Origin of the sequence: Solibacillus sp. FSL K6-1523 (assembly GCF_038005225.1) — a bacterium.
In the GTDB taxonomy this organism is placed as follows: Bacteria; Bacillota; Bacilli; order Bacillales_A; family Planococcaceae; genus Solibacillus.
Map to the genome: position 1 here is coordinate 2,785,449 of NZ_JBBOSU010000001.1, position 13,541 is coordinate 2,798,989.

Annotated in this window: 14 protein-coding genes and 1 pseudogene; 4 read left to right on the forward strand and 11 right to left on the reverse strand. The window is 35.4% G+C overall.

The features are described 5' to 3' along the window. Positions 1–36: 36 nt before the first annotated feature. Complete coding sequence (locus tag MHI10_RS13385) at positions 37–744, reverse strand: hypothetical protein (protein WP_340786115.1); 708 nt, start codon at positions 742–744, stop codon at positions 37–39. Positions 745–1,218: 474 nt separating this feature from the next. Then, on the reverse strand, positions 1,219–1,431 hold the full coding sequence (locus MHI10_RS13390; RefSeq protein WP_340786119.1) for a DUF6366 family protein: 213 nt from the start codon (positions 1,429–1,431) through the stop codon (positions 1,219–1,221). Between the two features lie 203 nt (positions 1,432–1,634). Here MHI10_RS13390 and MHI10_RS13395 point away from each other — a divergent pair, with 203 nt between their 5' ends. Then, a complete protein-coding gene (locus tag MHI10_RS13395) occupies positions 1,635–1,889 on the forward strand; it encodes a hypothetical protein (protein WP_340786122.1) in 255 nt (84 codons plus the stop codon). Between the two features lie 67 nt (positions 1,890–1,956). On the opposite strand, the gene MHI10_RS13400 is transcribed toward MHI10_RS13395, so the two are convergent. From MHI10_RS13400 to trhO, 4 genes are all read right to left on the reverse strand, one after another. Continuing rightward, a complete protein-coding gene (locus MHI10_RS13400; protein WP_340786126.1) occupies positions 1,957–2,838 on the reverse strand; it encodes a hypothetical protein in 882 nt (293 codons plus the stop codon). Beyond that, complete coding sequence (locus MHI10_RS13405; protein ID WP_340786128.1) at positions 2,831–3,307, reverse strand: RNA polymerase sigma factor; 477 nt, start codon at positions 3,305–3,307, stop codon at positions 2,831–2,833. Before MHI10_RS13405 ends, MHI10_RS13400 begins: the two co-directional genes overlap by 8 nt. 135 nt (positions 3,308–3,442) lie before the next feature. Further along, positions 3,443–3,637 carry a hypothetical protein gene (locus MHI10_RS13410; RefSeq protein ID WP_340786130.1) on the reverse strand — a complete coding sequence of 65 codons (195 nt, stop codon included), beginning with the start codon at positions 3,635–3,637 and terminating at the stop codon, positions 3,443–3,445. A 350-nt stretch (positions 3,638–3,987) separates the two neighbouring features. After that, positions 3,988–4,929 (reverse strand): oxygen-dependent tRNA uridine(34) hydroxylase TrhO, encoded by a 942-nt coding sequence (gene trhO, locus MHI10_RS13415; protein WP_340786133.1) that lies wholly within the window; start codon positions 4,927–4,929, stop codon positions 3,988–3,990. Positions 4,930–5,124: 195 nt separating this feature from the next. Here trhO and MHI10_RS13420 point away from each other — a divergent pair, with 195 nt between their 5' ends. Beyond that, positions 5,125–5,763: a hypothetical protein gene (locus MHI10_RS13420; protein ID WP_340786135.1), complete on the forward strand. Its 639-nt coding sequence runs from the start codon at positions 5,125–5,127 to the stop codon at positions 5,761–5,763. A gap of 161 nt (positions 5,764–5,924) precedes the next feature. Here MHI10_RS13420 and MHI10_RS13425 read toward each other — a convergent pair whose 3' ends face one another. Then, positions 5,925–6,674 (reverse strand): hypothetical protein, encoded by a 750-nt coding sequence (locus MHI10_RS13425; RefSeq protein ID WP_340786137.1) that lies wholly within the window; start codon positions 6,672–6,674, stop codon positions 5,925–5,927. A gap of 319 nt (positions 6,675–6,993) precedes the next feature. Here MHI10_RS13425 and MHI10_RS13430 point away from each other — a divergent pair, with 319 nt between their 5' ends. Beyond that, positions 6,994–7,395: a multicopper oxidase domain-containing protein gene (locus MHI10_RS13430; RefSeq protein ID WP_340786139.1), complete on the forward strand. Its 402-nt coding sequence runs from the start codon at positions 6,994–6,996 to the stop codon at positions 7,393–7,395. Continuing rightward, positions 7,344–7,889, forward strand: a complete 546-nt coding sequence (locus tag MHI10_RS13435; protein WP_340786142.1) for a multicopper oxidase domain-containing protein — start codon at positions 7,344–7,346, stop codon at positions 7,887–7,889. Before MHI10_RS13430 ends, MHI10_RS13435 begins: the two co-directional genes overlap by 52 nt. A gap of 1,253 nt (positions 7,890–9,142) precedes the next feature. Here MHI10_RS13435 and MHI10_RS13440 read toward each other — a convergent pair. The 4 genes and pseudogenes from MHI10_RS13440 to MHI10_RS13455 all read right to left on the reverse strand — a co-directional run bounded on the left by MHI10_RS13440 (position 9,143) and on the right by MHI10_RS13455 (position 13,421). Further along, a complete protein-coding gene (locus MHI10_RS13440) occupies positions 9,143–9,550 on the reverse strand; it encodes a GNAT family N-acetyltransferase (RefSeq protein WP_340786145.1) in 408 nt (135 codons plus the stop codon). A gap of 635 nt (positions 9,551–10,185) precedes the next feature. Next, positions 10,186–10,935 carry a phosphotransferase family protein gene (locus tag MHI10_RS13445; protein ID WP_340786148.1) on the reverse strand — a complete coding sequence of 250 codons (750 nt, stop codon included), beginning with the start codon at positions 10,933–10,935 and terminating at the stop codon, positions 10,186–10,188. 350 nt (positions 10,936–11,285) lie between these two features. Further along, a pseudogene (locus tag MHI10_RS13450) lies at positions 11,286–12,422 on the reverse strand (hypothetical protein); the annotation flags it as partial. A gap of 63 nt (positions 12,423–12,485) precedes the next feature. Then, on the reverse strand, positions 12,486–13,421 hold the full coding sequence (locus tag MHI10_RS13455; RefSeq protein ID WP_340786150.1) for a restriction endonuclease: 936 nt from the start codon (positions 13,419–13,421) through the stop codon (positions 12,486–12,488). Between the last annotated feature and the right edge of the window lie 120 nt (positions 13,422–13,541).

A 13,541-nucleotide genomic window follows, 5' to 3' on the forward strand; every position in this document is an offset into this window, starting at 1 on the left:
CCAAAACTTAGTTTGTGCACATAACGTAAAATACATTTATACATATTTCCCGTCTTTCCTTATCCAAACTGTATCATCCTTGGTAATCTGCACAATATCAATATTCCCACCAACCGTTTGCTGCTCCTTGCTTTTCTTCAAGTTTTCTTTCATCACTTCCGCAATCACATTATATGCAAATTCAATGAGCTCTTTATCATTTTTCTGTCCAATTATCGTAGCCAATTCATACTCATTTATGGATGGATACTGTTCACTAATTTTAATCATGCTACTAAAAATTTGCGCTTGATCACTGCCATTGTATATGTAACCGTATTTATCAATTGGGATAGGATGATTTTGTATATGTTTTCCATCAATAAATTCCATTAGCACTAAAAATAATTTCCCACCTTCAGATCCACCGAGGTGAATTTGCGTCGTAAATCCCGCGAAATAGCTACAAAACTTTCCGATGATATATTCAATCGTATCGTTTATTGTCATCTTTTCACTGTCGGGATAATGTGCCAATCCATAAACTAAATCATTAATATCCATATATCTCGAAATAACTTCATTCGTTTCCTTATTGAAAATAAAGCGCGTTAAGCTACCCGAAAAAGAGATTGTCACTTTATTCGGTAAGATGAATATTTTTTGACATTGGTCATTATGAACCGCACTATTCTTCCATGATGCCCTACTATCAATTGCCATGATGATGGAATTCTTGCCCTTTACGTTTAACGCGACAGTCATTAAACATATCTCCTTTATCAAAAGATATGGTTATTTTATGATTGCGCGCTTACAAATAGTAGCAGAGGCTTCAGCGTTTTGTATGAGGGACATTAATTCCATGGAAAATAAAAAGTTTTATATTACTGCTTAGTTAGAGAAGTAAGGGTATCGTAATCTGAATCGTTCAATGCATATACTTTATTTTTAAAAATCATCTTATTTTGCGCTATTGAAATCGTATTACATTCTTCTATTTTTAAATTTTGAAATTACACTAAATAATAACCAACTAATAATCCCACCCAACACTATCAGAATTACATTTATATAGCTGGACTCCGTAAAATTATTGAAAACAGCGACTGTTATTAGCCCACCACAAAACATTCCAAGGATGATCAAAAGCTATGATCAATTACGCCTCGGCGTAATTGCGTCCAGATTTTTTCGAGCTCGCTCGAAAAACTTCCCATCAATTCATTTCGGAATAATTCAAAACATTTTATAAACGCTATATCCAACAAAAAGAACGACAACAATCAAAATTAATACGCCTATTTCTTTAACGCTCATGCCAGAAGTATTAGGCATCCCCGCTTGTGTACGGTTCAGATGATCATTGAAATTACCAGCTGGATTCTTTTTATGCTCTTCCTGGGTTAAATGTTCCCTTTGTTTTTCTGGTGTTTCTTTGTTTGAATTCATCAAAGCACCTCCATACATTGTTATATTACTATTTCTATATACTTACCCCAAAAACCTTTATTATTTGTGCGTCTTGTATAGTCCTTATAATGAGGCGTTCTAAGAAAGAACAATTACTTGAAATATTGGAAAACGAAATCATACAATTTTCATATACTGAATAAAAAGCCTTTCATACATAGCCGCTTTAGGAGGTTTTGCGTTTGCTGAAATATAGTGCATTAAGAAAAATTGCTTTAGCCTCACTTACCCTTCTCGTTATTACAGTCCTTTATTCCTTCATTTGGTATAAGGAAAGCTTTGATCGACCGATTTGGATACAAATTTTGATGACGATTTGCTTTTTGATGTTGAGCATAAATAATTTCAAATTAAGAAAATATATGATGGGTTGGATTTTCGCCGGAATCACACTCACTTTTGGCATTAGTATATTTTGGATTGTTGTTGCTATGTGACACATATCTTTGCATATCAAAAAGGCGCACAACCGAAGAACAGCTGTACACCTTCTCACAATATTTCCTACCAGAAAATCATATAAGCAAAAATAGCTTGCCATAACATTTGAACGACAAAGCTCATTTTTCTCCAATCATTATTGTCGTGAAATGTTTCCAATATAATATTGATTGCTGCTAGGAAAAATAACATACATACAACATAAAAGTAATGAATATGCGGAACGATAAACATTATCAAACCTGTGCAAAGTAACAACACAATCGTTACAATCGATTGTTTAATAGTTGAATGTCTTGGAATGCTTCGTTTTTTGTCATTTGGATCACGCATTTTTCGATCAATGAACCAACCAAACACCGCTACAATTATTACGATAAAAATAAATACAATACTGCTTGCCAAGTTCGTTTTATTCGATAGCCATATCTTACCTGCTACAACATCTTCCCCTACCGAATAAATAAGGTCATTCGTTTTATCATAATAATAAGGACCCGTTTGACCTGAGTATTCAATGAGAATTCGAGATGTCCCATCATGATAGTTTAGCCGATACGTATATCGAATAACCTCATATTCTCGAATAGATTTCTCCACTAAAGTTAGCTTGCTCAAAAACTCTTCCATCCGTATGAGCTCATCTTGATCAGTAAATTCATCGACACTCATTTGCCATTTCGATTTCGGATTCCCTTCCCCGTAAAGCTGATAAATCGCTACAAGCTGTGGTTCTTCATCATTTTCACTCGTAAGCATTTGTTGCTTTGGCATGGAGGCGACGAGAAAGACAATGATGCAAAGAACACCTATGACCGCTGCTGGCACTTGCCAATGGAATTTTTTTCGGTTAGTGCGTACTGCGATTTGTTGAAAGTCGCGCTCTTTTTTCGCCGTATCTACTTGAATTTCCTTTAATTGCTGCAATCGTTTTTCTTCATTCATCCTCCGCACCTCCTAACAATATTCGCAATGCTTTTAAACCTCGCGCTGTATTATTTTTCACTTTCACTTCACTACAATTTAATATTTCAGCCGTTTCCTTTACCGAATATTCCTCAATATAGCGCAGTACAACAACTTCACGGTAATTCCATTTAATGCGTTGCAACGCGGTATATAACTTTTCAAGCTCATCATTTTGAATTATGACTTCCTCAGGTAATTCCCCCTGCGCTTCAGGCTCTGTTTTCAAATGAAAAAACGATAAAATCTTTTTCCTACGATAATGGTCATATACAATATTGCGGGCAATTTTTAATAAATAAGTTCGTTCGTGCTCGGTATAATTTTTTTGATAATAGCGGTAAAACGTTTCCTGCAAAAAATCATGCGCTAAATCTGCATCATTCGTTAAATATCGTATGTATTTATAAACTGCCTCATAATGGGCATCAAAAAGCTCACGTCGCATCCATTTCCCCCCTCTCCCTTAAAGACGAACGACGCTTTCATTGGAATCACTTTTTATCAATTATTTTTTCAGGCACAAAAAAATTGCCCGAACGAATCAAATCCGTTCGGGCTTTTTTAATTCAATTAAGCAAGATTAAACGCCCATTTTTCTGCGCGTGTTGCTCGTTTTTTTCGTTTGCTGGCTCTTCATTTTTTTCGTAGAAGTATCACCTTTTGCGCTTCCCTTACCTGATGCCGATTGGTTTTTTTTATTTTCAAGCTGCTGCTTTACTAGCTCCTGTAAACTTAATTTCTTTTTCGGTGCTTCTGATTGATTATTTTCAGTCATGTTGTTTTCCTCCTTTTGATAATAGATGTTCTATAACTTGCTTCAGCGGGTTCAAACCCAGCTGAATCAAGTTATTGCCCCGGCAGATGTCACAGATTTTTTAGGGGAGTTTTTTGAGCTCGCTCAAAAAAATCTGGACGCAATTACGCCAAGGCGTAATTCATTACAGAACTACCTTAACTTTTATTGTAAATGACCATTTGTTGTAAATGCAAATGATTCTTTCAGTCCGTTTAGATCGTTACATCCATTGACAAGACTACTTATTATACTACAAAAACGATAACAACCCCTACAAATCGTAAAAACGCATCCCCGATTTTGTTCGAGAATGCGTTTGATTATATCGTTTATACTTCTAATAATTGAAGCGCTTGTTGCACTTGCTCTTCCGTTAAATTATGGCGCACGATGTAACGATTGCGCTCATGTGTTGTACATTCAGGTGTACAGCCACCAAGATGCTTGGCTTCGTTTTCCTCAGAGGCAATAATTTGCTTATTACACTCTGGGTTCGCACAATTAACGTAGCGCTCACATGGCTCCCCGTCATAGTGATCACGCCCAACTACGACATGCTCCACCTGATTAATTGGCACCGTTAAACGCTCATCAAATACATACATTTGACCATCCCATAGCTGCCCTTTTGCAACTGGGTCTTTCCCGTAAGTTGCAACGCCACCATGTAATTGACCGACATCTCCGAATCCTTCACGCTTCATCCACCCTGAGAATTTTTCACAACGAATCCCACCTGTACAATACGTTAAAACATTTTTACCTTCAAAAAGTTCTTTGTTTTCACGTACCCATTCTGGTGTATCACGGAAATTTTCAACGTCTGGACGAATCGCACCACGGAAATGACCAACATCATATTCATACGTATTGCGCACATCTAAAACAACTGTATTTTCATCTTGCATTTCTTCCAAAAATTGCTCAGGTGATAAATATCGACCTGTTAATTCATGCGGATTGACATCTGCTTCTAACCCTAAATGTACTAATTCAGGGCGCGGACGTACATGCATTTTTTTGAAAGCATGCCCTTCTGCCTCGTCGATTTTAAAAACAATCCCATCAAATAATGGATCAGCCTTCATCATGTCCATGTAAGCAGCTGTCTGCTCTTTTGTCCCTGATACCGTGCCATTAATACCTTCTGTCGCCACTAAAATACGACCTTTTAAACCAATTTCTTTACACGCTTGTAAATGAGCTGCTGAAAAAGCTGCTGGATCTACAATCGTTGTGTAATGATAATACAATAATACTTGATAATTCATATTTTCCACCTATCATTCATATATTTGCAGGATATACCTGATAGTCTAAAACTACTTGATAAGTATAAAGGTTTTGCACGATAATTTCCATCAGTAATAAGGCTGAATTTTTTGGGTGATTATGGACTCGTTTGCATGGTATATTTAGGTAAAATATACATTTGAATTACTATTACATAAAACAGGAGAATAAATATGCGAAAATTTATCGGTATCGGGTTGATTTTTTTAATAGTTAGTTTCGTATTTATAATATTTTATGGGACACCGTGGGGAAATATACAAGCCAAAAGAGAATTTACTTCTTTTTTAGAAAATAAGTATGATGAGCCATTCCATTTGAAGACACCTTTATTTTGGATAATGGATGGAAACTTTCATGCAGAAGCGTCTCCAGTTGCAAGACCCGATTTAATTTTTATTGTTGGAACCGAACAAGGTGAAGAAGGCATTCAAGACAATTATTTTTGGGAATCCTGGCGATATGAAGGCCATCGTGATGTAACAGCCATAGTTGCTCCTTACTACGGGGCAAAAAATATTTTTGTCAATCTTTATAATCCATCACCACCTACCGATGATGCTGACTTATATGCATATGAAAAGTATAATCTGTTAGATATTACTATTGATTTACAAGAAAATCCCATTACATCAAAGGAAGAAGTAAATACGAAAATCTATCAAATTTTAGTGGCAATCAAGCAGCAAGAAATTCCGATTAATGATTTTAGTATTTGGTTTAAAAATGGACAGTTTCGCATTAACCAAACAGAGCTTCTGGAATTGCATAAGAAAGCTGACTTACACAGCTATTGGGCGACTTCTGATTAAGTATTGCTATTTTACTTCTTTTATAATATTGCGGAATATTTCTTCATTATTTAGCGAATAACTCTTAAAAAAATCGCCCTTTTATTTGTTTGTGCATGGTTGTTTTCCAAGTTAACTTCTTTCCTACTACGGTTATTATTCAAGCTATTTTTAATTTTGATTTATCCATTAATAATGTGTGTGTTTTCAATCCAGCAATCTTTGTTTTGCAAATTCGATTGTTCACTCTTTAACACAACCTGAATATTAAACTCTGTTGCTTGTTCAAAGACTAGCACTTGGCTATGTTCTAAATGAATAGTTAATCGTCCTTCTTCCACTAAAATATCATCAAAAACCAGCATTAACATTTCAAAATCTACTTTTGTGAACTGACCCGAGATTTGAATCCTTCTTATACCTGTTATATTATTTTCTGTTGAATTTGGAACCATATATTTTTCTAATTTTAATCTCGTTTTTTCATTATTCATTTGTTGAAAGCCGATTTGCATCGGTACATTTTGAAAAAAATCTAAATAACTATTGCTCCAAGGCATCGTTTTTGAAATTAATTTGAAGAAGAATTCAATTTTTATACTTTCAGGCTGAGATATCGGGATTTTTTTAGATTGAATTTTTTGCACCAATTGATTCAAATCTTTTACATCAAGCATTAAACAAATTAAGCCTCTCTCGCCATTATTGTAAGCTTCAACCCATTCTTTCTTCCATCCCCCACCGTCTTGATTTTTTATAGAAATCATCTCAAAATACTCTTGACCAATCCAAATATTAGACGCTTTAAAACCTTTTGTTCCTTTCCCCTTTTTAGGTTTGTAAGGTAAACCAGCCTCCCTAATACTTTGCGCAAATTGCCCTTCCATTTGATAGTTTTTATCAACATTTAATACTAGATGATCAAATTTCATCATTCATCCCCCTCATATATTAGTAGTCGAGCGAACTTAATTATTTTAATAATGCCATTACACCTTTAATAAAACAAACCTTGCAGATGGAATAGTGTTTGATTAGTGGATGATTCTAAAAAGCAATTCTTTGATTTTCAAAACAAACCCCAATAGTTCTTCAAAGCATAAACCCCCTCACTGTACATACAATTTATAAGTCTGTTTTCCGTTTATTATGGGGTAGGTAAAATGCAGTTGCGTGTCGTTACAAGTCAAATATGAAAATAAGCTCTTCTATTTGTTACATGAATAATCATTTTACAGAGGGAGGATTTATATGGTAGTAACACCGGGGATTGAGGATTTACCTTATATTACGCAAGACAATGGAACAAAATTTTTCACTTTGATTGCTGAAGAAATAACGTGGGAGCTTGTGGATGGTATTTTTGTTAAAGCATGGGGTTATAACGGTTCTACACCTGGTCCTACGATTCGGGTTTTTCCTGGAGATCATGTATGCATTCGCGTTATTAATCGTTTACCTGAAAAAACGAGCGTTCATTGGCACGGTTTAATCGTACCTAATAATATGGATGGTGTCCCTCCAATCGAACCTTCCCCATTTATTGAACCAGGGCATTATTTTGATTATCATTACACTATTATCAATCCCCCGGTACGTATATGTATCATTCTCATGTCAACGTTGCTGTCCAAGATAATGCGGGGCTATTAGGGGGCTTTATTGTTGAAGATCCAAACATGCAAAACATCCCGAAAACTCGAGATTATCTTTGTTTATTGCAAGAATGGGCTGTTGATGCGCTTCCTTGGGGCGATTTAACAAAAGGAATATATAACCTTACTTTTATAAAACCCGAATCAAACTTTTTTACAATCAACGGAAAATGCTATCCTTTTACGAAACCTTTACTTGTAGCATACGGTGATACCGTTCGCGTACGTTTTGGCAATATTCAAATGCACCACCATCCGATGCATTTACATGGTCATCAGTTTCGGGTTGTTGGTGCAGATGGCTTTCCGATTGCTGAGCATAATCAAATTTGTAAAAATACAATTCTTGTTGCTTCGGGGGAAACATGGGATATAAGCTTCCTCGCGAATAATCCCGGGATTTGGCCATTCCATTGTCATATGCCACACCATGTCACAAATAATGGTGCACCTGGCGTAGGGGGAATGTTTATGACGGTTGATTATTGTTAAATGATATGTCGTTGCTTTTGAAGGAATCATGACGCCAGTTTACAAACTTATTATTGATTTCTAAAATCAAATTTATCTTTCTCCGACAGAAGACTCCACCTGATTCGTGTTGCGGATAAAGCCCAACGATTCAGGTGGAGATGAATGTCGGTTGGCGTTAGCCGAAACGTTTGTTCTGTGTTAAAATAATACGATACGTTGTTCCTTGATAACTGGATAGAGGGGGTTGTGACAAGAAAAAGCTTTGTCACGTAAAATATCCAAGCACCTGTGAAAAACATGTAAAACCGTTGCTTAGGCACGGTCTAGTGGGTGCGTCAACCATCCCTTGTGTACTCGACTTGTCGGGGCTTGTACAGCTCTTCTTAGGGTGGTGCAAGTGGTACGTTAAGTGCCGACCAAAAACAGTGATTTGAAAATCGTCACTCAGAGCGTCACTCGTCTCTCAGACGGAAAGACCTGAACTGGCGTTTTCAAGCCCCTACTGAAATGCTTTACCTCAGTGGGGGTTCGTTGACTTGCCTCGAATATTTTCATGAAACACCCCTTCTGTTACTCTTCATTTCACTTACAAAATCCCCTAGTAAAATATGAAACGGTAGTGACCGCTAAAGAGAATAACACCCATAATTATACAACAACTACCAAATTTGTAGTTGTACAAAATTCATTAACCTTTCTATAAAATTACTCATTTAAGTGTAGCTTTTTAATACAGTTCGATTAAAAGTAAGTTGCAAACGCTCTGATTTTATGCAGAAAGAAACCCACTATTTTGAAACAAAGTTTGATCAAAACAGTTGGTTTCTTTATTTATATAAGTTAAACAAAAGATTCTATCCTTATAATGTAAATATTTCAATAAAACTTCTAATAAAGTATTTGCTAGATTAGGCTGGCTAAGCACATGAGGCGCACAGCTTTGTTACACAAATCTGTACGACTCATCTGTGTGCTTTGTGCAAGGCCAGCCCGGTATAAAGTTTTCCGTTCTAAAAAATCTTCCTCAATCGAGTGCGTCGCTGCCGTGGGAGGCGACGTATTCTTAGTCAGATTTTCATTTTAATAGGATGCTGGTTTCATATGTTCAACATATATAGTTTGGTTTTTATAAAGATGTTTGATTATTTCGGGATGCGAATATTCAATTAAAACCCGCGTTAGCCATCCATGAAACGCATAATTCACCGCTTCACCACAGAAAATGAAAGATTATTACGTTCTTTCATGGGGGGAAAGATGACTTAATCCTATTAAATATTTAAAATACATCGAAATCGTTCCACACCTGGATATTTTTCACCTAAACTCGTTATCTCAAATCCATAATTTTCATAAAAATTCACAGCATCTTTATCGGTTTCAGCAAACATAAAAGACAAAGAATATTTCCCCAAAATATAGCTAATCATTTTACTCCCAATACCCATTCCTCTATGATTTGGAGATACTGCGATATGTTTTATTTCACAACTCTTTGGACTAAAAAATTCTATACCAATACAACCAGCAAACTCAGTTTCAAGGTCATATCCATATAACTCTCTTACTGGAGATTGCATATATAATTCATATTCTTTCTCGACATTCTTTTCAGAGGTTGCGAAGGATAAAAGTTCCCTTATATTAGGTTGAATAGATATCGATTTAATTTCTTTCATAAAATACGTCCCCTCTTGTATTAAACTGCCCACTTAGTTTAAGTGTAACATTTCACAATGCATATCTGAGATCAACTTAATGTTTTGAACATAATAAATTGACCATCAAAATGATGGCCATATTTTGCTAAAGCACTCCGCTAGTTCAACAAGAACAAAGAGGTGCTTATTAAACAATAGCGCCCTATTCTTTAATTAAAAACGCTTTTTATAGAGAGAATACAATAATACCAATTGAACAATAAACCAGACCAACAATAGGTACATTATTTTTTCTAATTCAACAAATAAGACGAAAAATGTATTGGGAATAGAGCAAATAACAGCAGCAATCATTAATTTCCACGAGACCTTTTTTAAAGCATACCCCGTAAATACAATTGATAAAGCTAATAAAACCCATAACCATAACACGACATACCAATACAACAGCATTTTTTCCCCTCCATACTTCTTTTATCTAATACGGTTAATAGTGAAAACTACACCATAAATTACAGGGCGTTAACTTCACTATTCATTATAGCCTTGTCAAAATACACTACCCCCTTTAGGTCAACTGCGTAAGCAACTCAACGATCTTTCACTAAAACTCCCGTTCGTTTAAGTGATATTACGCACATAGTGTTGTCATACTATAATGGGAAGTAGCGATTTATAATCTCCATAAGTCGTTCTGAATTCTCCGATGAGACACTCTCAGATAATCTTGCACCTGCAATGATAGGAGCCCAATGAAAAACCTCAGACCTTACAAGTCCACTCTTTTCACAATAAAGTCGCAAATACATATCAGCTAATTCGGACGAAAATTGAGAATATAAAAGATAGGTCCGATATATATCAGCACGAATATCACCTGCACTCGAATCAACCCAATCTATAACTACCACTTTGTTATCTGTCATAATCAAATTAAATAAATGAAAGTCACCATGACAGAGCCTATTCTCGTATGTAAATGAATCCAATTTCTTTAATAAATAAGATTTTTGTCTTTTATTTAATTTATTCGCAGTTTCAATTTGACGGTGTAATTTTTCATACATTAGTTCGATTGAATCTGGAATAATGCTATGAATTTCAAGTTGCATTTCGACTGAAATATCCATGTAGTATTCTGCCTTTTCTTTATCTTTCAACATTAAATCTCCTAATGTTTCTCCCTTAACATATTCCATTATGATTGCTTGTTCTCCGTTTATCTTAGTAACCTCTAAAATCTTGGGTACAGAAAGTCCACATGAGTAGGCATATTTTTGTTTTTTTGCTTCATTTATAGATTCTGTATCTGGCAAAAAATCGTTATAAACTTTTACTATTTTGTTATCGGAAAGATAAATTTTCGCAGTATTTCCTCTTGCTATTGGATTACCTAAAATCATTGGCTTCTCTCCCTACATTTTTAAATAAACTACCCTGTTAGTTTAAGTGCATTTCTTCACAATCGTTATAGTTACATTAACATAAATATCCAATAAAGAATCGACAATTATCTAAGAAATTTACAGGGGCTTGATGATTTTAATCAAACTTTATTACAAATTATCGTTCTTTATTATAAATAATCAATCTTTATTACAAGCTACATTGGGAATAAAAGCTTTAATGTTATTGATTCATCTTTCTAAATTTAGCCATCTTCTTGCTCTTTTGGTCAAAAAAACACCCTTTTAGATAAAGTTCATCTAAAAGGGTGTCTCATCACATTTTTTATAAACGTTGCGAATTTATTTTATAATCCACATTTCAGCTGCGCACCACAGTTTGTACATGTGTTACAGCCGCCCATTTCCTCTACCGTACCTTGACGGCATACTGGACATGTGTTTCCTACTTCAGAACCGATTGTTACATCTGTATCTGCCAGTGGTTTAATTGTATCTACTAATACAACTTGACGCTTTACTACTACTTCTTCTTGCTTTAACTCTTCAAATTCCATTTGCTCATCCGAGTTCGCTTCTTCGGCTTTTAACGTTAGTACTTGTGAATCACGTGAACCGTCCACGTAAACTGTACCACCTTTTGCTCCACCTTTATATAAGCGCTCGTACACATTTTGCACTTGCTCTACTGTATAACCTTTTGGCGCATTCACCGTTTTCGAAATTGATGAGTCAATCCAGTTTTGGATAATACATTGAACATCGGCATGTGCTTCTGCTGATAATTCCATTGAAGCTTTAAACCAGTTTGGTAAATTATTTTCATCTACACCTGGGTTTGCTTCTAAATATTCTTTCACGATTTCCGCTTTTACTTCGATAAACTTACCTAAGCGACCTGAACGGTAGTAAGTGAAACTGAAGTAAGGCTCTAATCCTGTTGCAACTCCGACCATTGTCCCAGTAGACCCCGTAGGAGCAACTGTTAATAAGTGTGAGTTACGGATACCATTTGCGATCACGCCTTCACGAATGTGCTCCGGCATTTTTTTCATGAAGCCTGTGTTTGTAAAGGCTTCGCGTAAACGAGCTGTTTCTGCATCCGTTGCGCCTTGCAAGAATGGGAAGCTACCGCGCTCTTTTCCAAGCTCAATCGATTGTTCATATGCAGCAATTGCAATTGTTTTAAAGATTTCGTCGACAAGTGCATTGCCCTCATCTGAACCGTATTCTTTTTCACAGTAAATAAGTAAATCGGCAAGTCCCATAACACCAAGACCTACACGGCGTTCACCAAGTGCTTGCTTTTTATTATCTTCTAAGAAGTACGGTGTTGCGTCAATTACGTTATCTTGCATGCGCACGCCGACTTTAACCGTTTGACGTAACGCTTCATAATCAACTGTTTTTGTTTCTTTATTTGCAAACTGCGCTAAATTTACCGCAGCTAAGTTACAAACTGAATATGGTGCTAATGGTTGTTCCAAAATTTTTGTTATCCTAGAGGCTTTTTATCCCCTAGTTCTTACACTTCAATTCGTGCAAGTTCAGCATACATTTTCATTACACACTTTTTTCATAAACCTTAATAATTCTTTTCTACCACAATCTTTTCCGAAAACCGCCTTCGAAATGACCCTAAAATCTTTAATACCATAGTTCATTTCAATTTCATGTATCAATGGAGCAATAGTAGTTTTAACTCGATTGTATGGAGCATTCAATAATATTTCTTTATTATTTACTGACCATGCAATCACTAACTTTTTTACTTCTTCATGCAATGCAGACCGTTTGCTAACATACGATTCGGTAGCACTTTTTATGGCTACTTTCCCAGAGCATTTTCGACTACAATATTGTTTCGTCGATGTAGCTAATGTAATGAATGAGCTTTTACAAAGAATACAAGTTCTAGTTTCTCGGTGAACCCGTATATAACCTTTCTTTATTCCACTTTTCTTTAAACCTTCGATCATGCTTCGCCTAGATGGACTATCTGTTTGCCACAGTTTTTTTGTATGCTTACCAATTCTTATTTTAGTTTCATCACTGTGTTTCATATTAAAATGTCCATTTTTATTTCCAAAGGCAGCTTTATTAATCGTAGTTTTATCAGAATTTATCCATTTTGTAATCACTGAATTAAGTGAAAATGGTAATTCTTTGTAAAGGTACATTAATTCTTTATAAGAAACAATTTCCCATTCATAGCCAAATTTATCTTCGACTACTTGTAAGTCTTTTTCTGCATTTTTAATTGCTTGAAGATTTCTGGATTTAACTTCTATTATCTTTTTAATTGTGCGGTCTGGATTAATTAGAAAAAAATCAGGTTTATACAATTTATATCCAATATCTAAAACCATAACTTCATATCGCCATTCTATTTCGAAATAATCAAGGTATATTGCATATGCGTACTCATATGAGCTTCTTAAATAAATATCCCTATAGTAACCTGCATAGCCTCTATTACCCAAACTATTCACCTCTTTAGAATGAATTTGTTATAAGCTTTAAATATGGTTGTGTAATGTCGCGGTCTCGTGGATAGGTTATAGTCTCAAATGGTGAGGTTCACTATCTATGCGTTGCCCCTG

Coding starts and splice junctions, on each gene's coding strand:
- MHI10_RS13390 (WP_340786119.1), bottom strand. CDS start 1,431: ATGAATTCAAACAAAGAAACACCAGAAAAACAAAGGGAACATTTAACC.
- MHI10_RS13425 (WP_340786137.1), bottom strand. CDS start 6,674: ATGAAATTTGATCATCTAGTATTAAATGTTGATAAAAACTATCAAATG.
- MHI10_RS13410 (WP_340786130.1), bottom strand. CDS start 3,637: ATGACTGAAAATAATCAATCAGAAGCACCGAAAAAGAAATTAAGTTTA.
- MHI10_RS13430 (WP_340786139.1), top strand. CDS start 6,994: ATGGTAGTAACACCGGGGATTGAGGATTTACCTTATATTACGCAAGAC.
- MHI10_RS13385 (WP_340786115.1), bottom strand. CDS start 744: ATGACTGTCGCGTTAAACGTAAAGGGCAAGAATTCCATCATCATGGCA.
- MHI10_RS13440 (WP_340786145.1), bottom strand. CDS start 9,550: ATGAAAGAAATTAAATCGATATCTATTCAACCTAATATAAGGGAACTT.
- MHI10_RS13435 (WP_340786142.1), top strand. CDS start 7,344: ATGTATCATTCTCATGTCAACGTTGCTGTCCAAGATAATGCGGGGCTA.
- MHI10_RS13405 (WP_340786128.1), bottom strand. CDS start 3,307: ATGCGACGTGAGCTTTTTGATGCCCATTATGAGGCAGTTTATAAATAC.
- MHI10_RS13400 (WP_340786126.1), bottom strand. CDS start 2,838: ATGAATGAAGAAAAACGATTGCAGCAATTAAAGGAAATTCAAGTAGAT.
- MHI10_RS13445 (WP_340786148.1), bottom strand. CDS start 10,935: ATGATTTTAGGTAATCCAATAGCAAGAGGAAATACTGCGAAAATTTAT.
- MHI10_RS13420 (WP_340786135.1), top strand. CDS start 5,125: ATGCGAAAATTTATCGGTATCGGGTTGATTTTTTTAATAGTTAGTTTC.
- trhO (WP_340786133.1), bottom strand. CDS start 4,929: ATGAATTATCAAGTATTATTGTATTATCATTACACAACGATTGTAGAT.